The sequence below is a fragment of the Bradyrhizobium sp. Crot121 genome (assembly GCF_059512385.1).
The window spans coordinates 1-25,558 of record NZ_JCAMOR010000094.1 but is presented as its reverse complement, the minus strand read 5'-3'; the positions used below and the strand labels follow the sequence as shown (position 1 = coordinate 25,558).

Annotated in this window: 22 protein-coding genes and 1 tRNA gene; 12 read left to right on the top strand and 11 right to left on the bottom strand. The window is 63.1% G+C overall.

The annotated features are described in order from the left end of the window. Positions 1 to 122: 122 nt before the first annotated feature. From AC5ZGW_RS40310 to AC5ZGW_RS40295, 4 genes are all read left to right on the top strand, one after another. The gene (locus AC5ZGW_RS40310; RefSeq protein ID WP_130228659.1) at positions 123 to 983 is read left to right on the top strand and encodes a MaoC family dehydratase; all 861 of its coding nucleotides are present in this window, start codon (positions 123 to 125) and stop codon (positions 981 to 983) included. Positions 984 to 1,166: 183 nt separating this feature from the next. After that, positions 1,167 to 2,045 carry an SDR family oxidoreductase gene (locus tag AC5ZGW_RS40305; protein ID WP_130228660.1) on the top strand — a complete coding sequence of 293 codons (879 nt, stop codon included), beginning with the start codon at positions 1,167 to 1,169 and terminating at the stop codon, positions 2,043 to 2,045. A 106-nt stretch (positions 2,046 to 2,151) separates the two neighbouring features. Continuing rightward, entirely contained in the window at positions 2,152 to 3,108 is a 957-nt protein-coding gene (locus AC5ZGW_RS40300) for a dihydrodipicolinate synthase family protein (RefSeq protein WP_130228661.1), read from the top strand. Positions 3,109 to 3,238: 130 nt separating this feature from the next. Then, positions 3,239 to 4,039: an NUDIX hydrolase gene (locus AC5ZGW_RS40295; RefSeq protein ID WP_130228662.1), complete on the top strand. Its 801-nt coding sequence runs from the start codon at positions 3,239 to 3,241 to the stop codon at positions 4,037 to 4,039. Between the two features lie 134 nt (positions 4,040 to 4,173). Here AC5ZGW_RS40295 and AC5ZGW_RS40290 read toward each other — a convergent pair whose 3' ends face one another. Continuing rightward, positions 4,174 to 5,727: a hypothetical protein gene (locus AC5ZGW_RS40290; protein WP_130228663.1), complete on the bottom strand. Its 1,554-nt coding sequence runs from the start codon at positions 5,725 to 5,727 to the stop codon at positions 4,174 to 4,176. Positions 5,728 to 6,108: 381 nt separating this feature from the next. Between AC5ZGW_RS40290 and AC5ZGW_RS40285 the strand changes: the two genes are divergently transcribed. Next, positions 6,109 to 8,790: a PAS domain S-box protein gene (locus tag AC5ZGW_RS40285; protein ID WP_130228664.1), complete on the top strand. Its 2,682-nt coding sequence runs from the start codon at positions 6,109 to 6,111 to the stop codon at positions 8,788 to 8,790. Positions 8,791 to 8,993: 203 nt separating this feature from the next. Here AC5ZGW_RS40285 and AC5ZGW_RS40280 read toward each other — a convergent pair whose 3' ends face one another. After that, positions 8,994 to 9,344, bottom strand: a complete 351-nt coding sequence (locus tag AC5ZGW_RS40280; RefSeq protein WP_028164051.1) for a GrlR family regulatory protein — start codon at positions 9,342 to 9,344, stop codon at positions 8,994 to 8,996. 365 nt (positions 9,345 to 9,709) lie between these two features. Between AC5ZGW_RS40280 and AC5ZGW_RS40275 the strand changes: the two genes are divergently transcribed. Then, complete coding sequence (locus tag AC5ZGW_RS40275; protein WP_245474950.1) at positions 9,710 to 10,048, top strand: hypothetical protein; 339 nt, start codon at positions 9,710 to 9,712, stop codon at positions 10,046 to 10,048. A gap of 150 nt (positions 10,049 to 10,198) precedes the next feature. Here the strand turns inward: AC5ZGW_RS40275 and AC5ZGW_RS40270 are convergent, their stop codons facing one another. After that, positions 10,199 to 10,585, bottom strand: coding sequence for a VOC family protein (locus tag AC5ZGW_RS40270; protein ID WP_130228665.1), 387 nt, complete (start codon positions 10,583 to 10,585; stop codon positions 10,199 to 10,201). 339 nt (positions 10,586 to 10,924) lie between these two features. Between AC5ZGW_RS40270 and AC5ZGW_RS40265 the strand changes: the two genes are divergently transcribed. Next, positions 10,925 to 11,521: a hypothetical protein gene (locus AC5ZGW_RS40265; protein WP_245474951.1), complete on the top strand. Its 597-nt coding sequence runs from the start codon at positions 10,925 to 10,927 to the stop codon at positions 11,519 to 11,521. Between the two features lie 244 nt (positions 11,522 to 11,765). Continuing rightward, entirely contained in the window at positions 11,766 to 12,263 is a 498-nt protein-coding gene (locus AC5ZGW_RS40260) for a hypothetical protein (RefSeq protein WP_028164048.1), read from the top strand. Between the two features lie 16 nt (positions 12,264 to 12,279). Here AC5ZGW_RS40260 and AC5ZGW_RS40255 read toward each other — a convergent pair whose 3' ends face one another. From AC5ZGW_RS40255 to AC5ZGW_RS40240, 4 genes are all read right to left on the bottom strand, one after another. After that, complete coding sequence (locus tag AC5ZGW_RS40255; protein WP_028164047.1) at positions 12,280 to 12,660, bottom strand: hypothetical protein; 381 nt, start codon at positions 12,658 to 12,660, stop codon at positions 12,280 to 12,282. 355 nt (positions 12,661 to 13,015) lie between these two features. Continuing rightward, positions 13,016 to 15,256: a xanthine dehydrogenase family protein molybdopterin-binding subunit gene (locus AC5ZGW_RS40250; RefSeq protein ID WP_245474952.1), complete on the bottom strand. Its 2,241-nt coding sequence runs from the start codon at positions 15,254 to 15,256 to the stop codon at positions 13,016 to 13,018. Further along, complete coding sequence (locus AC5ZGW_RS40245; protein ID WP_130228666.1) at positions 15,253 to 16,269, bottom strand: FAD binding domain-containing protein; 1,017 nt, start codon at positions 16,267 to 16,269, stop codon at positions 15,253 to 15,255. Before AC5ZGW_RS40245 ends, AC5ZGW_RS40250 begins: the two co-directional genes overlap by 4 nt. Then, positions 16,266 to 16,781 (bottom strand): (2Fe-2S)-binding protein, encoded by a 516-nt coding sequence (locus AC5ZGW_RS40240; protein ID WP_456645506.1) that lies wholly within the window; start codon positions 16,779 to 16,781, stop codon positions 16,266 to 16,268. The genes AC5ZGW_RS40245 and AC5ZGW_RS40240 overlap by 4 nt, the downstream gene beginning before the upstream one ends. A gap of 724 nt (positions 16,782 to 17,505) precedes the next feature. Here AC5ZGW_RS40240 and AC5ZGW_RS40235 point away from each other — a divergent pair. Both AC5ZGW_RS40235 and AC5ZGW_RS40230 read left to right on the top strand, forming a co-directional pair. Further along, entirely contained in the window at positions 17,506 to 18,369 is an 864-nt protein-coding gene (locus tag AC5ZGW_RS40235) for a cupin domain-containing protein (RefSeq protein ID WP_474418725.1), read from the top strand. Between the two features lie 1,038 nt (positions 18,370 to 19,407). After that, positions 19,408 to 20,397 carry an alpha/beta hydrolase gene (locus tag AC5ZGW_RS40230; RefSeq protein WP_165435447.1) on the top strand — a complete coding sequence of 330 codons (990 nt, stop codon included), beginning with the start codon at positions 19,408 to 19,410 and terminating at the stop codon, positions 20,395 to 20,397. Positions 20,398 to 20,406: 9 nt separating this feature from the next. On the opposite strand, the gene AC5ZGW_RS40225 is transcribed toward AC5ZGW_RS40230, so the two are convergent. The 3 genes from AC5ZGW_RS40225 to AC5ZGW_RS40215 all read right to left on the bottom strand — a co-directional run bounded on the left by AC5ZGW_RS40225 (position 20,407) and on the right by AC5ZGW_RS40215 (position 24,267). Continuing rightward, the gene (locus tag AC5ZGW_RS40225) at positions 20,407 to 22,224 is read right to left on the bottom strand and encodes a glycosyltransferase family 2 protein (protein ID WP_130228668.1); all 1,818 of its coding nucleotides are present in this window, start codon (positions 22,222 to 22,224) and stop codon (positions 20,407 to 20,409) included. Further along, positions 22,221 to 23,948: a sugar nucleotide-binding protein gene (locus AC5ZGW_RS40220; RefSeq protein WP_130228669.1), complete on the bottom strand. Its 1,728-nt coding sequence runs from the start codon at positions 23,946 to 23,948 to the stop codon at positions 22,221 to 22,223. The genes AC5ZGW_RS40225 and AC5ZGW_RS40220 overlap by 4 nt, the downstream gene beginning before the upstream one ends. Positions 23,949 to 24,114: 166 nt before the next feature. Beyond that, positions 24,115 to 24,267, bottom strand: coding sequence for a hypothetical protein (locus tag AC5ZGW_RS40215; RefSeq protein ID WP_165435448.1), 153 nt, complete (start codon positions 24,265 to 24,267; stop codon positions 24,115 to 24,117). Positions 24,268 to 24,606: 339 nt separating this feature from the next. On the opposite strand from AC5ZGW_RS40215, the gene AC5ZGW_RS40210 reads away from it, so the two are divergent. Beyond that, positions 24,607 to 24,996, top strand: coding sequence for a DUF1330 domain-containing protein (locus AC5ZGW_RS40210; protein ID WP_130228670.1), 390 nt, complete (start codon positions 24,607 to 24,609; stop codon positions 24,994 to 24,996). Positions 24,997 to 25,064: 68 nt separating this feature from the next. Here AC5ZGW_RS40210 and AC5ZGW_RS40205 read toward each other — a convergent pair. Next, positions 25,065 to 25,136, bottom strand: a tRNA-Arg gene (locus tag AC5ZGW_RS40205). A gap of 81 nt (positions 25,137 to 25,217) precedes the next feature. Here AC5ZGW_RS40205 and AC5ZGW_RS40200 point away from each other — a divergent pair. Then, positions 25,218 to 25,547, top strand: a complete 330-nt coding sequence (locus AC5ZGW_RS40200; RefSeq protein ID WP_496114079.1) for an Ada metal-binding domain-containing protein — start codon at positions 25,218 to 25,220, stop codon at positions 25,545 to 25,547. Positions 25,548 to 25,558 lie beyond the last annotated feature (11 nt).

Here is a 25,558-nt window from a genome sequence, read left to right as displayed (position 1 = left end):
CAACAGACCTGAACTAAACGAGAATTGTGTTACCTATGTCGTCGGTCTGAACTGTTACCTATGTCGCCGGTTGCTCACAGCAACTAGCGCCGATGGAAAAGGAATCGGGAGGAACGAGAGAAATGCCGATCAACTACGAGCAACTGATGGCCCTGAAAAATCTCGGCCAGAAGTACAGCTACGGCGATCGCGAGGTGATGCTCTACGCCTATGGCATCGGCATGGGCGCCGATCCCATGGACGAGCGCGAACTCGCTTTCGTCAATGAAGCGACGCTGACGCCGCGTCCGCTGAAGGTCGTGCCGACCTTCGCATCAGTGGCGGCCTGGGGCGCCGGCCCCGGTGAGATGAACCTCAACCGCGTGCTGGTGGTCGATGGCGAGCGCGACATCAGCTTCCACAACCCGCTCGCAACGGCCGCAAACATCACCGCTGATTCCAGCGTGCTCGACGTGTTCGACAAGGGCAAGGACAAGGGCGCGGTGATCCGCCACCAGACCATCCTGAGGGATGAGAAGGGCGAGAAGCTCGTCACGCTGGTCGCCTCGCGCTTCGCCCGCGGCGACGGCGGCTTTGGCGGACCGTCCGAGGGCCAGCCCGAGCCGCACAAGGTGCCCGAGCGCGCGCCCGACCGGACCGTCGACATCGCAACGCGCCCGGACCAGGCGCTGATCTACCGCCTCTGCGGCGACCGCAACCCGCTGCATTCCGATCCGGAGTTCGCGAAGAAAGCGGGCTTCCCGCGGCCGATCCTGCACGGCATGTGCACCTACGGCATCACCTGCCGCGGCGTGCTGCAAACCTACGCCGATTACGATCCGTCCGCCTTCAAGCAGCACGTCGCGCGCTTCTCTTCGCCGGTCTATCCCGGCGAGACCGTGACGATCGATCTCTGGAAGGACGGCAACGTGATCTCGTTCGAGGCCAAGGTGAAATCGCGCGGCGTCACCGTGATCCGCAACGGCAAGACGGTGCTGGGCTAGTCGGCCGTGGTTGAGGCGCTCTGAGTTATCTCGTCATGCCCGGGCAAAAGCGCGAAGCGCGTCTTCGCGCTAGATGTCCCGGGCATCCACGTTCTTTGTTGCAAATGGCGCCTAAGTCGTGGATGGCCGGGACGAGCCCGGCCATGACGGAGAGGAAGAAAAAACAAAACGGGAGAAGCAACCATGGGATTACTCGACGGCAAGGTGGCGGTGATCACCGGCGCGGGCGGCGGGCTCGGTGAGGCCTACGCAAGACTATTCGCACGCGAGGGCGCGGCGGTGGTGGTCAACGATCTCGGCGGCCCGCGCGATGGCTCGGGCGCCGACAAGTCGATGGCGCAGCAGGTGGTGGATGCGATCAAGGCCGAGGGCGGCCGCGCGGTCGCCAATGGGGCCGACATCTCGACGCTGGAAGGCGGCCAGTCGGTGTTCGACGATGCCATCAAGAATTTCGGCCGCGCCGACATCCTCGTCAACAATGCGGGTATCCTGCGCGACCAGACCTTCGCCAAATCGAGCGAGGCCGACTGGGACAGGGTGATCAAGGTGCATCTCAAAGGCACCTTCTGCTGCACGCTGCCGGTTTTCCGCTGGATGCGCGAGAACGGCGGCGGCGTCATCGTCAACACCTCCTCGACCTCGGGGCTGATCGGCAATTTCGGCCAGAGCAATTATGGCGCGGCCAAGGGCGGCATCTGGGGCTTCTCCAACGTGCTCGCGATCGAGGGCCGCAAATACAACATCCGGGTCTGGACGCTGGCCCCGGGCGCGCTGACCCGCATGACAGCAGACCTGCCCCGCTATAAAGAAAACCCGGGTGCCGCGCTTGGCCCGGACGGCATCGCGCCGGCCGTGCTATACATGGTCAGCGATTTGTCAGGCGACCAGACCGGCAAGGTGCTCGGCGTCTCCGGCCCGCGTGGGGTGCGGGAGATGCGGATGATGGAAATGGAAGGCTGGAAGCCGCCGTTCACAGGCTGGAAAGCCGAGGATATCGTCGCCCATGCCAACGAGATCTTCTTCTCCGAGGAGCAGATCAAGATGGGTGCGCGGCGGTTTTGAGTTACACAGTCGTTCCGGGGCGCGCGCAGCGCGAACCCGGAACCTCGAGATTCCGGGTCTGGTCCTTCGGACGATCCCGGAATGACGAAAGAGGATAGAGGCACGAATGACAAAGCTCACCGCCCAGGCCGCCGGCACCTTCGCCATCGCGCCGACGCCGTTCCATGATGGCGGCCGCATCGACGAGCGTTCGATCGACCGGCTCAGCGACTTCTACACCGAGGTCGGCTGCGACGGCGTCACCGTGCTCGGCATCCTGGGCGAGGCGCCGAAGCTGGATGCAGCCGAGGCCGAGCAGGTCGCACTTCGCTTCATCAAGCGCGCCAAGGATCTGCAGGTGATCGTCGGCGTCTCCGCGCCGGGCTTCGCCTCGATGCGATCGCTGGCCAAGGCATCGATGGATGCCGGCGCCGCCGGCGTCATGATCGCGCCGCCGCCGCACCTGCGCACCGACGACCAGATCATCGGTTACTTCAAGCAGGCACAGGAAGCGATCGGCGACGACATTCCCTGGGTGCTGCAGGATTACCCGCTGACGCTCACGGTGGTGTTCACGCCGGCGGTGATCCGCAAGATCGTGACGGACAGCCCATCGTGCGTGATGCTCAAGCATGAGGATTGGCCCGGCCTGGAGAAGATCACCACGCTGCGCAATTTCCAGAAGGACGGCTCGCTGCGGCCGCTGTCCATCCTGGTCGGCAATGGCGGCCTGTTCCTGGATTTCGAGATGGAGCGCGGCGCCGACGGCGCGATGACCGGCTACGCATTCCCCGAGCTCCTGATCGACGTGGTCAAGCTCTCAAAGGCCGGCAAACGCGACGCCGCGCATGATCTGTTCGACGCCCATCTGCCGCTGATCCGCTACGAGCAGCAGCCGGGCGTCGGGCTCACCGTGCGCAAATATGTGCTGCAGAAGCGCGGCATCATCGCCTCCAGCGCGCAGCGCAAGCCGGGCGCCGTGATCACGCCGCAGGCGAGGGCGGAGGTCGATTACCTCCTGTCGCGCGTGGCCCGCGTCGACCGCCGCGCCAACCTGCAGCCGCAGTCCAGCGCCGCAGGCTGAATTCTTACACCTCATGGTGAGGAGGCGCACAGCGCCGTCTCGAACCATGAGGCCCGGATGTTTCCGCATCATCCTTCGAGACGCGGCCGATGGCCGCTCCTCAGGATGAGGTCCTGAGGAGAGAGCCGCCATGGCCGAGATCGTCACGCCGCGCCCTGCCTCCACCATCCTGCTGCTGCGGGATGCCGCCGCGCGGCGCGAAATCGAAATCTTCATGATGGTGCGCCATTACGAGATCGATTTCTCCTCCGGCGCGCTGGTGTTTCCCGGCGGCAGTGTCGACAAGGGCGACAAGGAGATCATCGCCAACCACGCGCTCTATTCCGCGGGCGAGGGGCTCGACGAGAGCGCGCTCAGCTTCCGCATCGGCGCGATCCGCGAGACGTTCGAGGAGAGCGGCATCCTGCTGGCGCGGCCGAAGGGATCGAGCGAGCTGGTGGATGCCGGACGGGCCCACGAGATCGAGCTCGCGCATCGGAGCCGGCTCTGCGAAGGCAAGACCAGCTTCCTGAACGTGCTGGCCGAGACCGGCATGGTGCTGGCGCTGGACGAACTCGTGCCTTACGCGCACTGGATCACGCCGGAAGGCATGTCCAAGCGGTTCGACACCTGGTTCTTCCTTGCCGCAGCGCCCCCGGAGCAGCTCGGCGCCCATGACGGCAGGGAATCCACAGATTCGATCTGGGTTTCCCCTCGGGAGGCGCTGGAGGGCGGGGAGAGTGGCCGCTTCAAGCTGCCGTTCCCGACCACCCGCAACCTGATCAGGCTCGGCAAGCAGGCCAGCGTCGGAGAGGCGCTGCAGGACAGCCGCGGCAAATCCATCGTCACGGTGATGCCTATCATGACCAAGACCGCCACCGGCCGCCAGCTCCGTATCCCGCTCGAGGCCGGCTATGACGGGGAGGTCTTCGAGGTCGGCTCCGCCGGCTAGAGCATGATCCGGAAAAGTGGAAACCGGTTTTCCGAAAAAGATCATGCTCAACAAAGAGATTAGATCATGAACCGATTTCGTCTAATCGGATCATGATCTAATCGCCAGCGGCGCGCCTGCTCAGCCCGGACGGACTATGTGGGCCTCTTAATGGAGAAGTCTCCGCAGACGTAATTCCAGTTCGTCAGCACCTTGTTGATCCATGCCCGGTCCGAAGAAACGATCAATCCAGTGATGTTTTTCGAGTCCGTGCCGAACATGGGCTTCATTGCGAGCACGTTTTCAAACGATACGGTGGTGTCATCATTCTTGGCCTTGAAGACAAGAAAAATAGATGACGCTCCGTCGATGAACAGTCCTGTCGTGTCTTTCGCTTCTTCGTAACAGCCGAAACGGATGTATCGTCGCTCGGGAGGAGGCTGAGTATTTTCGTCGGTGAGCTTATTGATAAAATCGAAACGTTTGTAAGAACCGTTGCCACCGGCGACCAGATCCGAGGTCTTGTCGACGACTGCAATATCTTCGGCAAGAAGAGTGGTGAGATGGTCGGTCGCTTGCTTAGGGTGCGGATTGTTGCGTGCGTATTGGGCGAGAGAAGTGACGAGATCGTCGACCTTGGAAGCGATCACCCTGAATTTTGGCTGAATGCTGCTTCGATCGATGACTGGAAGAATTCCGTCAACGTCATGTTGGGTGAATTTTTGCTCGGCCTGAAAATCCTTCCAGATTAGACCGTCCTGATCTCTGCGGCTCGTAATCGCTGTCGCGTAATCGCGCGAAAGGCATTGCACCGTCTGATCATTGTCGATGCCGGCCTTGCCGGCAAGCGCAATCATTCCATAGGCAATATCGAGGGTGGAGCGGAAACCGAGGTCCGAGATCCCAAGACGGGCAGCTCGGCAGCTTTGCTCGAGCTTGGTTGCGTCAATCTTGTCTGGCGCAGCCTTCACCTGAGCGCGAAGATCGTCGCGGAAGCTTGGATTTCTGTCCAGCACGATCGATTCGATTGATCGGATCGTCACGTTAATGGCAGCATAGTCGGTGACGTAGCGGTAGGTCCCGGTCCGCAAGACATCGACCGGTCTCGTCTGGGTACTTCCCGATTTCAGCGCGCCGAGCAACTTGCTGAAAGGGTCGGCCGCGGACTGCAAGTTGGTGATCTTCGAGGCGACCGCAGTCGGCAAGGCTTGCCCTGTGAAGAACGAGAACAGCGGCGATACGATGCCGAGCAGACCAGATACAAACTGGCCAATCGGGCCGCTGGCTGGATCGTCGCTTTCGTTCTTCACTGCGACCAAAGCGAGTTTCGAGCCTGGGACGAGGAAATCTTTCTTGCAGTCCCGATAATCGTACGACGTCCAGTCCTTGCTGCTCGCGCTATAGGCCTGAACAGCTCCGATCGCATCGCTCGGGAGCTTGTCCACGGCGGGAGTGCCTGTGCCGACAGATTTTGTAATCAACACGAGAAGGCTGCGTGTCTTGCCGGTCCATGCGTTCGTCACGCCCTCAAGCGATCCCCCGCGTGGAGTGCATCGGACCTCGACGGCGTAAAGGCCGAGACTTTGAACCTTCGAATTTCTCGATGGAGGCCTGGTCCAATCAACTTGATCTTCCCAAGCGGCACTGACAGGCGTGGCGACGGTAAGAAAACTCAAGAACGATAGCAACTTCGCAAAACGATGCCCCATAAAATCCCCCACTATCAAAGATTGCACGACTAGCAGGCGCAATAGTTGGATGCAAGCTGCCGCCCTGACCAACGATCGTTTCGTCTGTTCTGTCGTTTGGTCTATGCGTGGTCTGGATGGCAATGTAAGGTTGTGTCGTGCGCCGATGGAGGCGCTGTGTTCGCTTTCGCGGCGGCCCGTCTCCCCGGCACAAGGCCTCCGCCTTCCAGGCTGCGCCGTTGAAGGGCGGTATCCTGTGGCCAGCTTTCTCAACGTGCCTATCGATGGGCCCCCGCGAGGCCACTGGAGGGGCGCAAAGCCCGCTTTGGGGTTCGGGCCCGGTTTCCACGGAGCCGAATTACGTCGTATATTGGGGTCGATTTCAGCCTGGCCCCCCTTCGCATGACCTCCGAATTGCCGCCGAATCCGCCCCAGAAGCGACCGTTCGCGCTGTCGATCGGTCAGCTTACTTTCGGCAGCTTCCTCCTGGTGCTGGCGGTGATCATCATCACCTCGACCGCCAGCGTGATCGCGATCCGTCACATCGACGCCACGTTCGGCGAGCTGCAGCGGCTGCAGAGCGTCGGCGACCTGGCCGAGGATATCGATCGCAGGATGAACGAGCTGCGGCTTGCGGCACGCGACTTCGTCACTGATCCCGGGACGCAGACGATCCAGGTCGGCGAGGCCGCCAGCGCGCTCGGCGAGGCGCTGAAGAAGACCAGGATCGAGCTTGCCCCCGAGCAGCAGGACATGATCGACGGCGTGACCGAGCGCCTCGCCACCTACCGCGGCGGTATCGAGCGCATCTCGGCGCTGATCAACCGCCGCGCCGAGCTGATCATCGGTCTGCCGCCATTGCGCGAGGCCTTCGAAAAGGCGGTAGCCGAAACGTCCGATTCCGCGACTGCGTCCACCCTGCTGCAGGCCCAGGGCCGCATCGCCACCGCGCTGCTTGCCCACAACCCGTCCGCGGCCGAGCAGGCGGCGCAGAGCATGCGGTCGATGACCATCACTGAGCCGGCGCTGCGCACGGCCGTGAACAATTACGCCGACGCGGTCGTCGCAATATCGATCCGGGAACGCCAGATCGCCGATATCGACCGTGAGGTGCTGGGCACCGAGGGACGGCTGATCCAGCGCGTGACCGAGCTGTTGCGCGAACTCAGTTCGCGCCGCGGTCACGTCCTGTCGCGGGATTTCGCGCGCACGCTTACCGAGGCGAAATGGCAGAGCATCGTGCTTGGCTCGGCCGGCGTGCTGATCGGGATCTTCGCCGCGCTGCTCGTGGTCCGCCGCACCGTGCGGCCGCTCGCCTCAATCACCAAGTCGATCCGCGCGGTCGCAGCCGGCGAGAAGAGCGCGTCGATCCCGGCAACCGACGTCGACAACGAGATCGGCGAGATCGCCCGCGCCGCCGAGGTATTCCGGAAGACGCTGGTCGATGCGGATACCGCGCGCGAAGCAGCGGTGCGCGCGCTCGCCGAGCAGCGGCTTGCAGAAGAGAGCTATCGCAAGCTGTTCGAATCTTCCATCGACGGAATTTATGTGACGACGCCGGGCGGCGCGCTGCTCAATGCCAATCCGGCGCTGGCGTGGATGATGGGCTACGCCACGCCGCAGGACCTGATCAACGGCATCGACGACGTCGCCTCCAATGTCTATGTCGATCCGGCCGCGCGCACCGAATACCAGCGGCTGATGGACCGCGACGGCATGGTGCGCGACTACGAATATCAGGTCCGTTCCCGCAGCGGCGCGGTGCTGTGGCTGTCCGACAGCGCGAGCGCGGTGCGCGACGAGAAAGGCGAGGTGATCCGCTACGAAGGCACGGTGCGCGACATCACCGACCAGAAGCGGGCCGAAGACGCGATCGCCGAAGGCCGGCAGTTGCTGCAGATGGTGATCGACACCGTTCCGGCCGTGATCAACGTCAAGGATCGCAATCTGCGCTACGTCCTGATGAACCGCTACATGGCCGGCATTTTCGGCATCGAGGCGCACGAGGCGCTCGGCCATACCACCGGTGAGCTGATGGCACGCTATGGTGCTGCAAAGACCGACGAGAACGACAAACGGGTGTTGTCGGGGCGAACGGAGCTCGGCTTCTACGAGGAGGAGTACAAGGACGTCGCCGGCAACATGCGGCAATGGCTGGTCAACAAATTGCCGATCCTCGACATCAACGGCGAGATCGAGAACATCGTTACGGTGGCGCTCGACATCGGCGAGCGTAAGCGCAGCGAGCATGAGATGCGGAAAGCGCGCGACGCTGCGGAGGCGGCGCTACGCAATTTGCGCGAGACGCAGAACTCGCTGATCGAGGCGGAAAAGCTCGCGGCTCTCGGGCGGCTGGTCGCGGGCGTCGCGCATGAGGTCAACAATCCCGTCGGTATCAGCCTCACCGTCGCCTCCGCGCTCGAGCGCAAGGCGGCGACCTTTGCCGCGCAGGTCGAGCGCGGCGAGTTGCGGCGTTCGAGCCTGAACGATTTCCTTGCCACGACGAGCGATGCGTCCTCGCAGCTCGTCGCCAATCTCAACCGTGCCGCGGAGCTGATCCAGTCGTTCAAGCAGGTCGCCGCCGACCGCAATTATTCCGATCAGCGCAACTTCGACCTCGGCGACCTCACCGAGCAGGTGGTGATGAGTCTGAGGCCGGGCCTGCGCAAGCACAATCTGACGCTGAATGTCGATTGCCAGCCGAACCTGATCATGAATTCCTATCCCGGCCCTTATGGCCAGGTGCTCACCAATCTCTTCCTCAATTCGGTCGCGCACGCCTTTCCCGACGGCAAGCCGGGTATCGTCGACATCCAGGTTCGCGCTTCCGGCAGGGACAATGTCGAGGTCATCTTCTCCGACAATGGCTGCGGCATGTCGCTCGACGTGCGCCGCCGCGCCTTCGATCCGTTCTTCACGACGCGCCGTGACCAGGGCGGCACCGGCCTCGGGCTCCACATCGTCTACAGCATCGTCACCACGCGCTTAGGGGGCCGTCTCGATCTCGACTCCGAGCCCGGCGGCGGCACCCGCATTCAGATCATCCTGCCGCGCGTCGCGCCCGTGGAGCAGGCCGCAGAGTAATCAGCTTTGCAATGGAGGCGAACGCGCAGCTTGTGCTCCCTCTCCCGCTTGCGGGGGGACTGGGGTGGGGGGTGTCTCCACGAATCGCGCTGTTCGATCGTGGGGAGAGAGCCCCCATCCGGCGCTTCGCGCCGACCTCCCCCCAAGTGGGAGAGGTGAAGTGAACCCGCAGTCAGATCGTCTCAATCTGATGGCGTGATGCGCTAATCGATATCCACGAGCTTGCGCAGCGTGGCGCCGAAGATCTGGCTGGCTTTGCCGACCAGCGCGGTTCCGCTCATCGTCGCCTGCGTGGCGGTGAAAGTTCCGGTGACGCCGATGCCGACCGGCGCAGGTCCGCCGAATAGCGGGTTGTCGCTGTCGCGCGGCGTGGTGTGTCGCTGCACCAGCACTTCGCCTTTGAAGGTGTTGCCTTTCACGGTGTAGGTGCCGGTGTAATAGAGATAGGCATCGCCGCCGACAATCTGGCCGTCGCGGAACACGATCACCCCGCTGCCCTTGCCGACGCGTCCGTCGAGCAGGGTGACGTGAATAGAATACAGGCCGTTTCTCATAGTGCCCCGCGGCCGGCCCCCTTCGCCCAAGGGCTGCCGGTTCAGAATTTATGCCAAAGCGGCATGGCCGGCGCAACGTGGCAGGTTGCCCATGCGTCGCTCGATGCCGTGCGAACCCGAAATGATTCCATTGGTGAACGACGTCTCGATGACGACGTTGTCGCTGACAGCGCTTGGCGAATCAACTTGGCCCGCGAAATGCATAACATTTGTCGGCACCGGCCGGTGGGTGCAGGAGCGAGAGACAGGTGACGAACTGGATCGATTCCGGCCGCATTTTCGCGCGCCTACGCGCAGAGCTCACAGGTTCCATCCGTGAAATTACGGACCATCGTCGAACGGTCCGCCTCAGAGTCCCACTCACATTGAGTCTGGTCGCGTTGTTGTCGGTCGCCGCCGTAAGTCTTGTGCATGCGCGCGATCCCGATGGCCGTTACGCCAATTCGCCGCTCAAGCAATGGTTCGACAGTTTGAGGAGCGGGAAGGGGCCGTGCTGCTCCGACGCTGACGGCACCGCGGTGAGCGACGTCGATTGGGAATCCAAGGACGGACATTATCGCGTGCGCATCGACGGCGAATGGATCGACGTGCCCGATGATGCCGTGATCACCGAGCCGAACCGCTACGGGCGCACGATGGTGTGGCCGATCCGCGGCTATCTCGGACTGCAGATCCGCTGCTTCATGCCCGGCAGCATGACCTGACCGCTAGAGCGTTTTCGAGCGAGACATGCCCTCGGACTTGATCCGAGGGTGGACACCGGTTCGCGTGAAGAAAACGCGTCAAAACAAGAATCTGGAGCTTCGGTTCTGATTCCATCAGAACCGAAAATGCTCGACGCGCACGTCGCACGGTCAGGCATATTTCTTGTCGCGCTCCAGGAGCTCGATCGAGATGCCCTGCGGGCCGCGGATGAAGCAGATGCGCACGCCGGGACGGATCGTGGTCGGCTCCGTCGTGAACTCGACGCCCTTTGCCTTGATCTCGGCGGCGACCGCGTCGATGTCCTTCACCGCCAGTCCGAAATGGTCGAGGCCCTGATAGGGCGTCACTGGCGGCGCATTGACGCCGTCGCCCGGTTTGACCGGCGCGATGAACACCTTGGCGCCGCCGAGCTGCACGTCGATGCGACCGGGATTGCGGATGATCTCGCCGCCCAGCACGTCCCGGAGCCATGCCGCGGTTGCTTCGGGATCGGGGGTGCGCAGGTGGATATGGTCCCAGGTAACCTCTATCGGCATTTCATCTCCCATCTTGCTCGATGATTTGTTTGAGCATGATCTTCCCACGCAAATGCTGCGCGTTTGTCGCGAGGAAAACCGGTTTCCACATTCGGATCATGCTCTAACCGCGCGATCCGCTGGTGCGGCAATCTACCGGCTCGGAATCCACAAGGCCATCCTGTCGCAGGTACTGCCGCAATTTTGCCGGGAGAGCTTGGAACCGTAGTTTCGGCGGATGGTTAATTGACTGGCGGTGGTTTCCGTACAGCAGCGCGTCCCTTTCAAGCCGTGCGGTGATCCGCCGGAGCGGCTTTGCGTGCAGGCAGGAAGCGCTGTCACGCGGGTGAGGACATGGCCATGGGCATCGGCAGGTGGTCGTTTCGAGGCTTTGGCGCCAAGCTGGTTCTGCTCACCGTCCTCGCCATCGTCGGATCTGCCGGATGGCTGATGCTCCCCGATCCCAGCGATGCCAATAACAAATCAGTTGCCGTGGCGTCGCCGCCCTCGACTTCTCAGCAGGAGGTCGTTTGGCTCGATAAGGCGACTGCGCCGACCGAGCAGGCGGCTGCGCCAGTCGAGCAAGCGATCGCACCGGCGGAGGATGTCGTCGACGATGAGGCGCCGGCTGCCACCACCAACGAGCCCGTCACGGTCGAGCGGGCGCCGATCGATGGGCTGAAGATCTCTCGCCAGTTCTGGCGCCGCGGCGGCCTCGGCTCGAAAGCGCTGGTCTGGCTGACGCTGCGCAATGCCAACCACTATCCGGTCAAGGATATCGAGATCGCCTGCGCCTTTGCCCGCGCCGACGGCACGCATCTCACCGACCGCCGGCGCGTGATCAGCGACACCATCAACATGAAGAGCCGCAAGACTTACGCCGGCATTCTGGTCGGGTTCGTGAACATCAATGCAAATAAGGCAAAGTGTTCCCTGGTCACGGCAAGCCGAGCCTAGAGCTTCGGTTCTGATTGGATCAGAACCGAAGCGCTAGATTCTCGTTTTGACGGGTTTTCTTGACGCGAACCGGTGTCCACCCTCGGATCAAGTCCGAGGGCACGCCTCGCTCGAAATTGCTCTAGCTCAAGCGTCCCGAAAAAGTGAACGTTTCGGTTGAACCCGTAGCGTGTGGCCAGGAACTAACTCCCTATATCGCCATTAGGCGATTAAACCGCGTCATCGCGCGGGGGAGCTGTTTGTGATGTTGGTGACGCGTTATTTCCTTTATGTCGGCGGAGCCTTGCTCGCGGCCTTATACGCAGTCGACGCTCTGGTGCCGCAGGACGCCGCCACGGCAAGCCACAGCGCGCCTGGCATCGACAAGTCCACCGTCCGCATCCAGTCTGCCCAGAAGCTGCCGGAACGGGTGGTTTTCGACACCAGCCTCCCGACCATCGTGCCGCCGGCTCCCGCCACCCAGATGGCTGCCGCGCCGCTTCCGCCAGCGCCCGGTGCCGAGTCCTCGGTTGCCCAGGCTCGCGAGCGCGAGACCTTCGCCCAATACGTCCCGGCCGACGCCAAGAAGCACGAGCCGCAGGCGCCGAAGAGGCATAAGGTCGCCAGGGCGCGGGCCTACCAGCCGATGTACGCGGGTCAGCCGATGTATATGGGTCAGCAGCCGATGTTCATGGGCCAGCGGCCGATGCGGGTGGCGCAGCAGTCGCGCTTCGGCTTCTTCGGCGGCTGGGGCACCTGGTAACCGGATTGCGGCCGGATTACTGCGGCAGCTTCGGGATCTTGTCGGCAAAGCCGTTGTAGCAGGTCAGCCGCTCGTCCTCTTCCTTCACGAACCGGCACTCGCTGACGGCCTTGGCCGCGGCCGGCTTCGGCTTGGGTTGCGGCGCGAAGACCTCGTCATAGCAGGTCAGCCGCTCCTTGGTGCCGTCATCGATCTCCTGGCATGCCTGGAGCTTCTGCGCGACGGATGGCTGCTTGCCCTTCTCGCCTTTCTTCGCCGCCGTCTTCTTGGCGCCGACTTGCATCAGGGGCTTGTCGCCGACCATGGGCGGACTGGCGGGGGCGGCCGGCGGGGTCGTACCTTGGGCGAGCGCGGCGGCCGGATACAGAAGCGCCAGCGCCAGGATGATCTTTCTCATATCGAATTGTCCGAAATGGCGGGACCGGAGAGGGCGCCCGAACGGATCGAACCGGACCGCTGGAATCGCCCCAAAACCCAACGTTGTTTACTCGCGCTTGTGCGCCCGTCCAAGCGGGCGCAACGCCGCTCCGACAGGCCATGTTTCTTTACGGATTTTCCGGTTCCTGTCCAGCGGGACGGAGCCTCCGGCCGGCCCCCCGGCCCCCAGCCCCCCAAAAGGAGGGCCGAGAGCATTTTCGGTTCTGATGGAATCAGAACCGAAGCTCTGGATTCTTGTTTTGACGCGTTTTCTTCACGCGAACCGGTGTCCACCCTCGGATCAAGTCCGAGGGCATGCCTCGCTCGAAAACGCTCTAAGCCGCCTTTCGGCGCTCCAGCACCTTGTCGAGGGTGATCGGTAGGTCACGCACCCGCACGCCGGTCGCGTGGTAGACGGCATTGGCGACGGCTGCCGCGACGCCGACGATGCCGATCTCGCCGAGCCCTTTGATCCCGAGCGGGTTGATCAGGCTGTCCGGCTCGTCGACGAAGATCACCTCGATGTCGTGGATATCGGCGTTGACGGGCACATGGTACTCGGCGATGTCATGGTTGACGATACGGCCGAGGCCGTGGTCGTAGACCGTCTCCTCATGCAGCGCCATGCCGATGCCGCCGACGACGGCGCCCATCACCTGGCTGCGTCCGGTCTTCAGGTTCAATATGCGGCCAGCCGCGACTGCGCTGACGACGCGGGTGACCCTGATGACGCCAAGCTGTTCATCGACCTTGACCTCGGCGAATACGGCCGAATGCGTGTTCCTGGCGTGCGCCTTGTCGTCGGCGAACTGGTTGGTCTTTTCCTTCTCGATCCGCTCCAGCGCGCCATGCCGCATGATGTCGGAGATCGAAACCCCGCGGTCGGTCTGCGTCCGACTGACGAGCTTGCCGTCGGAAAGGGCGACGTCTTCCTCGACCGTGTCGGCGAGGGGTGAGCCCTTCATCAGCTTAGCCAGCCGCAACAGCTCGCTCCGAACCTCGCTCGCGGTCGCGATCACGGCGTGGCAGGCGGAGGCCGCTATCCATGACCCGCCCTCGACCGGTGCCTTGGGCAGCGTGGAATCGGCGAGCTTGACGCTGATATTTTCAATCGGAAGACCGAGGCTGTCGGCCGCGACCTGGGCCATGATCGTATAGGTGCCGGTACCGATATCGGAGGCCGCGCAGGAGACTTCAGCGTGGCCGTTGGCGGTCATTACGATACGCACCGCGGTCGGCATCTGCAGCGCCTCCCAAACGCCGGAGGCCATCCCCCAGCCCACGAGAGTCTTGCCATCGCGCATCGAGCGCGGTTCCGCCTTGCGCTTGTCCCAGCCAAAGGCCGCGGCGCCCTCGCGATAGCATTCGCGCAGGCGTTTGCTGGTGTAGGGCAGGTCCTCGTTCTGGTCGCGGTCCGAATAGCAGCGCAGCCGCAACTCCACCGGATCCATCTTCAGCGCGACCGCGAGTTCGTCCATCGCGCTCTCCAGCGCGTAGACACCGGTCGCAGCACCAGGGGCGCGCATGTCGCAGGACGTCGGCACGTCCAGCGGCGCCACGCGATGTTCATATCGCGCGTTCGGCGAGGTGTAGAGCAGGGCCGACCAGCCGGTGTCGTTGCGCGAAAATTCCTCGAACTGCGAGGTCGTGCCAACAGCCTCATGCGTGATCGCATCGAGCGTGCCATCACGCCGCGCGCCGAGCGCAAGCCGCTCGATGGTGGCCGGACGATAGCCCAGTCCATACATCTGCTGGCGCGTCAGCACCAGCCGCACCGAGCGCTGAAGCTTCAGCGCCGCCATCACCGCCAGCACCACCTGATATTGCGGCCGCAAGCCCGAACCGAAGGCACCACCGACATAGGGCGAGACCACGCGGATCTCTTCCGGCTTCTTCTCAAACACGCTGCAGAGATACTGCTGCACGTTCTGCACGCCCTGGGTCTTGTCGTAGACCGTCAGCGGGCCGCCGGCTTCCCACATCGCCGTGGTCGCAAACAATTCCATCGGGTTGTGATGCTCGGTCGGGATGAAATAATCCGCGTCGTGGCGGACATCGGCCGCCGCAAATGCCTTTGCGGCGTCGCCGCGCGGCTTGTCGGGCTTCTCGACGACGATGGCATCGTCGCGCTTGCGATAGACGTCAGTGACGAACGCCTGCTTCTCATAGTCGACGCGGACGAGCGATGCCGCATACCGTGCGATTTCCCATTCTTCCGCCACGACCAGCGCGATCGGCTGCTGGTTGAACTTGATCGCGTCGTCATAGAGCGGGCGGAACGGCGAACCTTCCTCCGGCGCGACGTCGTCCTTCCAGGCTTTATCGCTGTCGGCGACCCGCGGCCTGTTCTCGTGGGTGACGACGTCGATCACACCGGGTACGCTCCGCGCCTCGCTGGCGTCGATCCGTGCAATCCGGCCCCTGGCGATGGTCGCCTCCACGACCGCGCCATAGGCGAGGCCGCCTTCGTTGAAATCGCCGGCATATTTGGCGGCGCCGGTGACCTTGGCGCGGCCGTCGACGCGCGAAGTGGCGGTGCCGGTATAGGTTTTCGCGGTGTTGTTGACCATGCTCATTGGATCGTCTTGTTCGATTGCGATTGCGGCGTGCCCTGCGCAGCCTGCGTCAGTGTGCGGATGATCGCCCGCCGGGCGAGATCGATCTTGAAGCCGTTATGCGCCTGCGGCCTGGCGTCACGAAGCAGCAGATCAGCGGCGCGGGCAAAGCTCGCTTCCTCAGCGGCCTGTCCGCGTAGCGCCGCCTCGGCCGCCGAATCGCGCCATGGCTTGTGGGCGACACCGCCAAGCGCGAGCCGCGCCTCCTGGATCGTGCCGTCCTTGAGCTCTAGCGCGGCCGCGACCGAGACCAGCGCGAAGGCGTAGGACATCCGGTCACGGATCTTCAGGTAGGAGTAGTTGGTCGCAAAGCCCTTTGCCGGCACCTCGACCGCGGTGATGATCTCGTCCGGCCCGAGATTGGTGTCGATATGCGGGGTATCGCCGGGCAAGCGGTGGAAGTCCGCGAACGGAATGGCGCGCGCGCCGTTGGGGCCCGTCACGTGCACGGTGGCATCGAGTGCGGCGAGCGCTACGCACATGTCGGACGGATGCGTCGCGATGCAGGAGGTGCTCGCTCCGAGGATGGCGTGCCCGCGATTGATGCCATTGACGGCCGAGCAGCCCGAGCCCGGCTGCCGCTTGTTGCAGGCCGTGGCCGTGTCATAGAAATAGGCGCATCGCGTCCGCTGCACCAGGTTGCCGCCGGTGGAAGCCATGTTGCGCAATTGCTGCGAGGCGCCGGCAAGAATTGCGCTTGCCACCAGCGGATAGCGCTTTTCGATCAGCGGATGCCAGGCAAGGTCGGAGTTCGGCACCAGCGCGCCGATCCGCAAGCCTCCCGATGCTGTCTCTTCGACCGAGCTGAGCGGCAGGCGGGAGATGTCGATCAGCGTCGTCGGCCGCTCGACATTGTCTTTCACGAGATCGAGCAGATTGGTGCCGCCGGCGATGAACTTTGCGCCGCTAGTGGCCGCAATCAGCCGCACGGCGTCGGCGACGTTATTTGCTTTCGTATATTGGAATGGGATCATGGCCTGGTCCCCATCGCCTGCTGGATCGCGGCGACGATGTTGGGATAGGCGCCGCAGCGGCAGATGTTGCCGCTCATGAATTCCCTGATCTCGTCAGGGGTCTTGGCCCGTCCCTCGGCGATCAACCCGACGCCGGAGCAGATCTGCCCGGGCGTGCAATAGCCGCACTGGAAAGCGTCATGGTCGATGAAAGCCTGCTGCAACGGGTCCAGCGCGCCATTGGCTGCCAGTCCCTCGATGGTGGTGACGTGTGCGCCGTCCCGCATCACTGCGAGAGTCAGGCACGAATTGATGCGGCGACCGTCGACAAGCACGGTGCATGCGCCGCATTGGCCGTGGTCGCACCCCTTCTTGGTGCCGGTGAGATCGAGGTGATCCCTGAGCGCATCCAGAAGCGAGACCCAGGGCAGGACCGAAAAGCGCCTCTCTGTTCCGTTGACGGTCAATGTCACCGACACTTTTTCCGGCAGCGGTTGAAGCTTGGCGTCCGATTGCACGGCTCGATCTTGCATCGTCAGCAACTCCGTCTTGCGGGTGACTGCCATCCGCCATTACAGCGGAGAATACTGGCCGTTTAGATTGGTTCCAAAGCGAGCGCCAGCATGTCGAAGCGGCTGTTCCGGTTCTTTCCAAATTGCACGCCGGATTCCATGAGTGCATTTGCCACGATGCCGCAGGACAGCCCGCTGCAAATTCGTGAGCGTCGCGCTTGCTGTGAATGTATTCCGTGAAGTCGCGGGTCTTTGTCGTGACAGCCTGTTCGGGAGTGTCCTGGTTCACATTGAGGCAACGCTGGTCAATCGTTGCTTCTGTGCGACCCCATATCAGCGTCGAGCCCGGCAACAATCAGGACGCCAGCGCTGGCGGCTGCCGCCATTAGAATCAGGATGATGCTGAGTGCATAGATCATGATCGGTAACCGTGAGGACTGTTATCCGATATAATCAGCAAGAGCAGCCATCGTTCCGCGCCGCGACATCACGAGTTGGGGCAGGGTGAGCATGAATGCTCTCGGGATTGGAAAATCTCTGACGGCTTTGCCCCGGAAGCGGGCAGCGTTGTTTCGTGCGGTCTGGGAAGAACCTAAGCAGAGGCCGGTGGAAAATTGGATGCCCGCGCGACGCATTCGCATGGGCGCCCGGATCAACATCTGGCAGCGATGCAAGCGACCATGGCGAGAAACGAAAGCGATGATCCGTTAAGCAGCCTGACGCCGTTCTTGCGTGTCAAACCCGAATTACAGGATTTCTGCAGGTTCGGCGGCACCTGGGTCTCGCCCACGAGGCGTCCGGCGGGGCGCAGTTTCATATCGTGACCCGCGGCCATTGCGTGTTCGAGGTGACCGGTCACGGTCCGGTGAAGCTTGGCGCTGGCGATACATTGCTGCTCCCGCACGGTGACGCTCATGTGGTCCGCTCGGTTTCGACCGATGGCACCATCCGCAGCATCGTGACCGAATTCCGCAACGCCATTCGCACGAAATCGACCCCGGGCGTCGCCTACGACACCGAGCTCGTGTGCGGCGTATTGCGGGGCGAAGCTGCGTCCGAGCAAGCCCTTATCGCCGCGCTTGCGAACTTTGTCGTGCTGCGCTCGACCCGGCTTCCGCTGGCCGAGCGATTGCACATGCTTGCGATCTGCATCAGCGACGAATTGGATTCGAACGAGACCGGCTCCGCGATCATCGCGACCAATCTGGCAACGGCGCTCTTCGTGATGATGCTGCGCGAACATCTCAAGGAGGCGCCGCCGGCTAGCGGTCTTCTCGCGCTTCTGACCCATCGCTCGACGTCGCATGCGGTGCTTGCGATGCTGCGGGAGCCCGCCCGCGACTGGACGCTTGATCTTCTGGCGAAGGCGTCCGCGGCATCCCGGGCAACGCTCGTCAGGTCGTTCCGCAAGCTGGCCGGACTGGCGCCGCTCGCCTTCCTCACCGAACTGCGTCTCGGCTTCGCGCGACAGCGGCTCATGACCACGAACGACCCCATTTGCGTGATTGCCGCCGATGTCGGCTACCAGTCGGAGGGAGCGCTGAGCAGAGCCTTGCTCCGGCGCTATGGCGTCAGGCCCAGCAAACTGCGGCTCGGCAGATCCGGTTGAACGCCGCATTCCGGTCGCGCCGAGGCACTGAAACGAAAGGGCCGCTGATTTCTCAGCGGCCCTTGCCGGTTAATAAATCTGTTCGGGATGAAATTGGCCCCGGCAAAGCAACCTTAGCGGTATTGCAGTCTGATTTGGATTCCGTGAAATCACGGTGGCCCCACTGTGAACGCCTTCCGTCTGGGTGCTCCCCCCCGTGAGCACCCCCGGAACTCGATCGAGCGCGACTGCGCAGGACTGGCCACCAGCTCGCATTGAGGATCGCAACACGTGCGGGTTTGCGCTCGCGAGCGGGAGGCTTAGGGCGCTTCGGCAAAACGGCACGGAACATACTTTGGCCGGGTATTGAGTCGAAATGGACTATCGACCGCCTAAGCTACTCTCATCGCCGATGGGCACCGAGACGAGCCGCTTCGATTAAGGCAAACTCCATTGACTTCCGGCGCCCAGCGGCGCAGTGCGAAAACCATCTGACGCTCATTTCCTATGGAGTAGGCGGACACATGGCGAAGAGCATGGGGACGGTATCCACCACCGAGTCAGGGCAAACCATTACATTCTCGCTGGCGGTCGGGCCGGCCAGGCAAGCATGCCGTCTTCGGACGACTTTTCGGACCCAGAACCAAGCTCTCAGCTACTTGCACAGGCATCGAACCGAGTTCGAGCATATCGCTCGCGCGAGACTTGCTCGCGGCGAGCTCGAAGATGGTGTGGTCCAGCTCGTGATGCTTTAGGCAGATTGCTCTCATTGATAAGCAGGACGACGGGCGCCTTCGTCGAAGGCTCGCTGCGTGAGGCGGTCGAAGGCTTCACTGGAATGGCCACAAGGGAACTTTGCTTCGCCGGGTTCCGACCGGTTCCGCGCCGCAATCGACACATCTACGCCGTTCGGCGGTCTTGCGCGACGTCCCGGCCTGAAGCTGCCGCCCTTTTCTCGCCGCCATCATCATTCAGGAAATTCGTGAGGGGCGGGTCTTACGGAGGCGGCTTCTGAAGTCCCGCGTGATCGTCCGACATTTACTGCAAAACGAAGTCATGATGTCCCGCCGTGCTCTGCTGGGCGGGCTTGCATCCTCTGCGGGCGCACTCGCGCTCGGCGGCTGCGCCAGCCTGGGCGCGACCGGCGCGCGCTACGATGCATCGTCGCTGTCGGTGGACCCCACGCTGCTTGTCGCAACCACGCGCAAGCCCGTAAAAGGCGGGCGCGCGAAGCCTTGGTTCGGGCCGGATCGGGCCTCTGCGATGACCGTCGCACGGGCGAAGCTGGTGCCACCGGACGAAAGTCGTTTCTCCCTGGCGGCAGCAGGGCTCGGCGATTGGCGTATTGATCAGGTCGAGCCGGTTTCAGGCGACGTCAGCGATCTTCTCGGGCAGGTCGGCGGCGGCGGATCAGACGTCCTGATCTATGTGCACGGCTTCAAACAGACGTTCGAGACGGCGGCGCTCGATGCGGCCCACCTTTCCGATGGCATCCGGTTCCGCGGCCAGACGATGGTGTTCTCCTGGCCGTCAAAGGCGGGGTTGTTCGACTACGCCTACGATCGCGACAGCGCAATGTGGTCCCGCGATGATTTCGAGCGCGTGCTTCAGGCCATCGTAACGCCTCCGGGCGTCGGCCGCGTCCACATCGTCGCGCACAGCATGGGAACGATGCTGGCGCTCGAAAGCCTGCGCCAGCTCCATGATCGATATGGTGACACCGTTGACGGCAGGATCGGGGCGGTGGTGTTCGCTTCGCCCGACATCGACATGGACGTGTTCTCGTCGGCCATCAACCGCATCGGGCCGCTCGCCCGCAAGATCACGGTGATCACCGCAACGAACGACCGCGCGCTCGCACTCTCGGGGTCGCTCGCCGGCGGCATGACACGCGTCGGCGCCGCCGAGAAGGCCGTCATCGAGAAGCTCGGCGTGCGCGTGGTCGATGCGTCCGACTCGGGCTGGGGCATCATCAACCACGATCTGTTCCTGTCGAATGCGGAGGTGCGGCGGGTGATCCGCCGCCAGATCGACACCTCGGCGGCATGAACGCGGCTGTCACGTAGCTGCGGCGCCAGCCACGCTGCTATTTGGCGGCCACCCACGCCGCCACAGGTCGCGGTTCCGCCACAGGTCTCGCCATATTTTTGTACGAGCGAGCCCTGATGTTTCAGCCATTGCGCGCAGTGCTACGCCGCACAGCAGCAGCCCTCGAGCTAATCTGCTTGCGAGCGAGGGCAAGTGCTGGCGGTAGAGGCTCACCTTGCCGCGCAGGATGGCGACCCATCGCTGCGAGTCGCCTGCCGAACTCGCGCCGCCTCGGTGGACATAATGCGCAAAGCCAGTGAATAGCGTGGCGCTCGACAGTCTTTTCGACCGAATGCACAGGTCAACATCTTCGCCATAGAGGAAGTACTGCTCATCGAACCCGCCCAAGCGGTCCCACAATGCGCGGTTGATCAGGAGCGTCGCTCCGGTGAGCACGGGGACTGTTCGAATACCGGTGCGGCACCAGCCGCCGAGCGCATCCGGATCGAGCCACCCGCAACAGGGCCAGCGCCGCAGGCCCAATGCGAACGCGATCGATTGCCGGAGCGACGGTTCGGCAAGGCAGTTGGTCGGGTCGACGCTGCCGTCGTGCCGCATCATCCGTCCGCCGACAATCGCCTCCGTCTCGCTCGCCAGCGAGGCCGCGATCAACTGATCGATCGCGTCGGCTGCCAGTTCGACGTCCGGATTGACGAGCAGAAGATGGTCGACTTCCTCACCGAAATCGGCGGCTAGCCGGTTGACCGAAGCGGCGAAACCGCGATTGACGAGGTTCGCTGTGATCTTCGTGCGGCATCCGGTTCGTCGAACCAGATCGACTGTGCCGTCGACCGACGCGTTGTCCTCGATTCGAATCGAAAGATCGGACCAGCGGGATTTCAGCGAAGCGAGGCAGGCTTCGATCTCGTCAGCGTTGTTATGCGTGACGATGCATATGCCGATGTGCGGCCGGCGTGGTGCGATTGGTGCAATCGGCCGCGGCTTTGGCCCGATCCACGCGGCGGCACCATCGCTCTCGCCTCGTGTGAGCCGTGCCGAGAGCGCAAGCAGTACGAAGCAGGCGAGGCCAGGGCCTTCTCGCCAGAGCCGCCCGACATCGCCCAACCGGGACCGGAACGACCTCTTGGGCAGGTTACCTGGTTGAACATCGTGCAGTCCTGCAAGGGCGCGATTGCCGTGGTCCCATCGGCGCTTGGCGCGGAGCAGATCCGATCCTTGTGGGATGTTGAACAGGAAGCCGCCCGCCGCAAGCAGTTTTCGTTCGCCTCTCGCGAAGCGCGAGCGCACGAACAGATCGTCCGCCGCGATCAGGGGAAACTCGCGCCACCTGCGGCGGCCCGCCGCGTTCGTGGCATAGAGGCCGGCCCCGACGACGTCGTTTTCCATCCCGGAGAGACGCGGCCACACCGAGGCGAACCCGCGCTCCAGTCGGCCCTCCGGCCGAACCAGCACCATGGGAGGCGCGACGAGAAGCGGCTCATCGGTGGCCAGGCCCGCGACAATCGCGGCCAAGGTGCCAGGGAGAATGATGGTGTCAGCGTCAAGGTAAAGGACCGCCCCGCCGCGACGTTCGCGATCGCCCCGATTGAGCGCTGCGGTCTTGCCGGGACAGGTGTTCGCTACGACGATCAATGTTTGGCGTTCATTCTCGAACGCCGTCAGCAATGACCGGGCGGTCGCCTGGTTTTGGCTTAACGCAGGCCCGTTTGCCACCACGATCACCCTAAGGTCAATCTCGTTGCCGTCGCACCGAAGTGCAACCAGGCATCGCAGAAGCAGCCCAGGATCGCCACCTGCGGGGATGACGACATCAAGGGCGCGGTTCACGATGGTCTCATCGTTCGCGCCCCGACGCTTTCCGCCAGCCAGGTCGCCCCATAGGCCGCGACGAAGACCGCGAAGTCGAACCAGGCCGACGGTCGCAACAGCGGCCTGAGCACGCCCCTGTAACGTGGAACCGGATCTGGAGGAGCAAGGTGCGACGCGCGCGCCAGTTCGCGATTACCACGCAGGTAGCGGCGCCGGGCTCGGATCAGCTCGCGCCAGCCTTGCGGCGCCACCACATGATAGCTCTCCGACGTCAGCAGCAGCCGCTCCTTCGGCGCGAACAGCATCCGGACAAACTTGTCGTCCGAAGCGAGCTGCGGGAGCGCGCCCCAACGTCGCCGGCCCTCGGCTGACACCGCATAGGCGCCCATGGTGACGGGCGAAGCATCGCAATAGGGTAAAGCGCACCAGTAGCGGCAGAACGCGCGCACCACCAGGGAAGGGGAGGGATCGAACCGCGCGCGAGGCGCGGCGAATTGAATGCCTGTGCTCGTCGTGAGCGCTGCAAATATGGCGGAAAGCGCGTGCGGAGATAATCTGGCGTCCTGGTCCAGATAGAGGCGATGGCTGCCGGCAGCCGCCACCGCCTCGGCCGCGGCTATGGCGGCGCGGCGGGTCGGCGGGGTCCGTAGCAATCGCACGTGGAAGTTCCGTGCACGCAGGCTCGCGACATGCGCCTCCGCCGGCGCCTCGCTGTCTGGTCGGCCGTCGTTCAGTGCCAGCAGCACCTCGACATCGCTCGCTTGCAGTCCGTCATCGTCATCGAATTGCTGATCGGCAAGTGCAGCCAGGCTCCGCCCCACGGTGTCGGCTCCGTGATACACCGGAATGATCACGGAAAAGCGCGGCACCGCGCCCCGTGGGGTGCGCAGAGCAGAGCGTAAAGGCATGGGTTCGAATCCCGGAAGGAGGCGCCTCAGCCGGCTGTTCGACTGGGTGACGTTGCGCGGCCGGATCATGTTCGGGCTGAACGAGGCCCGCGAGACCCGCTGGATCTCAGACACCGAGTTCATCTCCTGGCGCATCATGCTGATGATCTCGTACGGCGTCATCGCGGATGAGCCTGAAATGTGCACGAGTCCATGATGGCGCTGCGCTGCCAGCTCTATTGTTGCCAAAGCAGCGTCGGCCAGGCTGATTGCCGATCGCCATTCGTTGTCTATCGCGGCGACCGGTTCGTTGCGCTTCAGGCGTGCGGCGATCGTGGTCCATGATGTCTGGCGCTGATTGACCGGGAAACCGAACAGCAGCGAGTAGCGGGCGACCAATCCACAGCCGTGCTCTGCGACGACACGCTCGCCGGCAAGCTTGCTTCGGCCATAGACGTTCGCCGGAAGCGGCACATCGCCTTCATCGTGGAACCCGCCGTTTCCGTCCCACACGAAATCGGACGAGGCATACAGCATCCAGCCGTTCGTGGAGGCGGCGTAAGCCGCCATCCTCATCGCGGCGCCAACGTGGAGCGCATGGCAGGAGGCGGGATTGGACTCGGCGACCACCGGCGGCACTGCAGCAAGGTGCAGGACGCGCGTGGGCGCCGCGCGTTGCAGCAACTCCATCAAAGCCGCGCCGCTTCTGAGATCCACCCATTCGGTGACATGGGCACCCGGCAGCGGGGCACGGCCAAGCGCATGCACATAGTCGTCAGGACGACGATGCGAGAGCGCACGGAGGATATGACCGCCTAACTGCCCCGATGCGCCTGAAATCAGCCAGCGCTGCATCGCACTCTCGGAGATTGCAATATCTATCAACAGCAAACGTATCGACCAATAGTTGTAACTTTATCGGATACGCTCTGAAGCTTCAAGGAGAATTCGCAGATTGCGGCGCCGCTTGCGAACTGCCTCGGGAGGATTTCGCCACCGACGATGTCGGGAAGGCGGTTCGTCAGGCCGCCGGCACATATTGATATCCCGTGCCCTTCCGCTCGGCAAAGCCCAGGCCGGGACAGGGCCAATGGAAGCCCAGCATCTTCATCCTGTCGGTTGTGGGGCGGTCGAGCAGCTTCTTCCGGTTGGCGACGGGCACCCCGTTGTCCATGTCGTAGGCGAACTGCCATTCCGGATGAGGAAAATAGACCGCGGGTTCCGTGATCGCGTTGGCGGGAGGAAGCGTGACTGCCGAAGCCTACGCTTCAAGCCGGCCGGCCTGTTGTCGTTAGAATGACGGCAATACAACAGCGTGCAAGATCCAAAATCGTAGATGGCGTCTTGCAAATGGTGTTGTCAGCGCTTGCGTCGCTCCTCCGTACATCCGCTAGGGACAGCAAGCGTTTTGCGCATTAGCAGCCCCTCTGCTTTGAACCTTCAGTTGGCCATTCCGACACACGGCTAGGGGGCATTCGTCTTCGATTGAAATTGCAAAATCGGAGGAAACGCCATGAGATCTAGTTCCAAACTCGCAATGGTATTGCTAGCGGGCGTCGCAATTGGAGCTATCGCGGTCCAAGGCCTCCACGCTCAAGGAGCTAAGCCGAAAGCTTACTCCGTCGGCGAAATTGAGATCCTCGATGCTTCAGCCCAAGCCGCGTACTTGCCTGCCGCCCGGAAGGCGATAGAAGCAGCCCATGGTCACGCTTTGCGCACCGCGGCCGGACGGATTGTTGAGATAGACGGTGGGCCAGCCCCCAAAGGGGTGGGAATCGTCGAATGGAATAGCTTGGATGACGCCGTAGCGTTCTACAAGTCGAAAGCCTGGGCGGACCTTGCACCGCAGCGTGATAAGGCGGTCAAAGTCGTACGGAGGTACGTCGTCGAAGTCGAAAAGTAGTCGCGGTCCATCCCAGGCCGCGCTGCTGCGGCGCGCGTGCGCAGATATTGGTTTACCCCGCTCGAGACTGGCGCGCTCGGAGAGATTCGAACTTCCGCCCCTCGGAATCGAAATCCGATGCTCTATCCTTATGAGCGCGCACCGTCCTGGCGGCGGTCGTTTTCGGACCCGATCTTGCGGAGTGGCTCGCCACCTGCGGCGATGGTCATTATAGCAATCGCATGCTCGACTTCGCCGCACAGTATGAAGCATTTCGGCGCCGCGATCCGGCGTGGGACGGGCTGGTGTTTGTGGCGGTGAAGACGACGGGGGTGTATTGCCGGCCCGTCTGCCCGGTGCGAACGCCGCTCTCGCGGAATGTGAGGTTTTATCGCAGCGCCGCTGCCGCAGAACACGCGGGTTTTCGACCTTGCCTCCGCTCCCGTCCGGAGGCCGCTCCATTCTGCCCGGCCTGGAAGGGGACCAGGACGACTGTCGAGCGTGCACTAGGTCGCGTGGACAGTTATGTTAGCCAGAGCAGAGTTGCGGCGATAGCGACGACAGCGAAGTAATTTCGTGCGGT

What these genes read in the sequence shown, in the direction of transcription:
- AC5ZGW_RS40310 (WP_130228659.1), top strand. Translation starts at nt 123, where the DNA reads ATGCCGATCAACTACGAGCAACTGATGGCCCTGAAAAATCTCGGCCAG.
- AC5ZGW_RS40305 (WP_130228660.1), top strand. Translation starts at nt 1,167, where the DNA reads ATGGGATTACTCGACGGCAAGGTGGCGGTGATCACCGGCGCGGGCGGC.
- AC5ZGW_RS40300 (WP_130228661.1), top strand. Translation starts at nt 2,152, where the DNA reads ATGACAAAGCTCACCGCCCAGGCCGCCGGCACCTTCGCCATCGCGCCG.
- AC5ZGW_RS40295 (WP_130228662.1), top strand. Translation starts at nt 3,239, where the DNA reads ATGGCCGAGATCGTCACGCCGCGCCCTGCCTCCACCATCCTGCTGCTG.
- AC5ZGW_RS40290 (WP_130228663.1), bottom strand. Translation starts at nt 5,727, where the DNA reads ATGGGGCATCGTTTTGCGAAGTTGCTATCGTTCTTGAGTTTTCTTACC.
- AC5ZGW_RS40285 (WP_130228664.1), top strand. Translation starts at nt 6,109, where the DNA reads ATGACCTCCGAATTGCCGCCGAATCCGCCCCAGAAGCGACCGTTCGCG.
- AC5ZGW_RS40280 (WP_028164051.1), bottom strand. Translation starts at nt 9,344, where the DNA reads ATGAGAAACGGCCTGTATTCTATTCACGTCACCCTGCTCGACGGACGC.
- AC5ZGW_RS40270 (WP_130228665.1), bottom strand. Translation starts at nt 10,585, where the DNA reads ATGCCGATAGAGGTTACCTGGGACCATATCCACCTGCGCACCCCCGAT.
- AC5ZGW_RS40265 (WP_245474951.1), top strand. Translation starts at nt 10,925, where the DNA reads ATGGGCATCGGCAGGTGGTCGTTTCGAGGCTTTGGCGCCAAGCTGGTT.
- AC5ZGW_RS40260 (WP_028164048.1), top strand. Translation starts at nt 11,766, where the DNA reads ATGTTGGTGACGCGTTATTTCCTTTATGTCGGCGGAGCCTTGCTCGCG.
- AC5ZGW_RS40255 (WP_028164047.1), bottom strand. Translation starts at nt 12,660, where the DNA reads ATGAGAAAGATCATCCTGGCGCTGGCGCTTCTGTATCCGGCCGCCGCG.
- AC5ZGW_RS40250 (WP_245474952.1), bottom strand. Translation starts at nt 15,256, where the DNA reads ATGAGCATGGTCAACAACACCGCGAAAACCTATACCGGCACCGCCACT.
- AC5ZGW_RS40245 (WP_130228666.1), bottom strand. Translation starts at nt 16,269, where the DNA reads ATGATCCCATTCCAATATACGAAAGCAAATAACGTCGCCGACGCCGTG.
- AC5ZGW_RS40240 (WP_456645506.1), bottom strand. Translation starts at nt 16,781, where the DNA reads ATGCAAGATCGAGCCGTGCAATCGGACGCCAAGCTTCAACCGCTGCCG.
- AC5ZGW_RS40230 (WP_165435447.1), top strand. Translation starts at nt 19,408, where the DNA reads ATGTCCCGCCGTGCTCTGCTGGGCGGGCTTGCATCCTCTGCGGGCGCA.
- AC5ZGW_RS40220 (WP_130228669.1), bottom strand. Translation starts at nt 23,948, where the DNA reads ATGCAGCGCTGGCTGATTTCAGGCGCATCGGGGCAGTTAGGCGGTCAT.
- AC5ZGW_RS40215 (WP_165435448.1), bottom strand. Translation starts at nt 24,267, where the DNA reads ATGGACAACGGGGTGCCCGTCGCCAACCGGAAGAAGCTGCTCGACCGC.
- AC5ZGW_RS40210 (WP_130228670.1), top strand. Translation starts at nt 24,607, where the DNA reads ATGAGATCTAGTTCCAAACTCGCAATGGTATTGCTAGCGGGCGTCGCA.
- AC5ZGW_RS40200 (WP_496114079.1), top strand. Translation starts at nt 25,218, where the DNA reads ATGCTCGACTTCGCCGCACAGTATGAAGCATTTCGGCGCCGCGATCCG.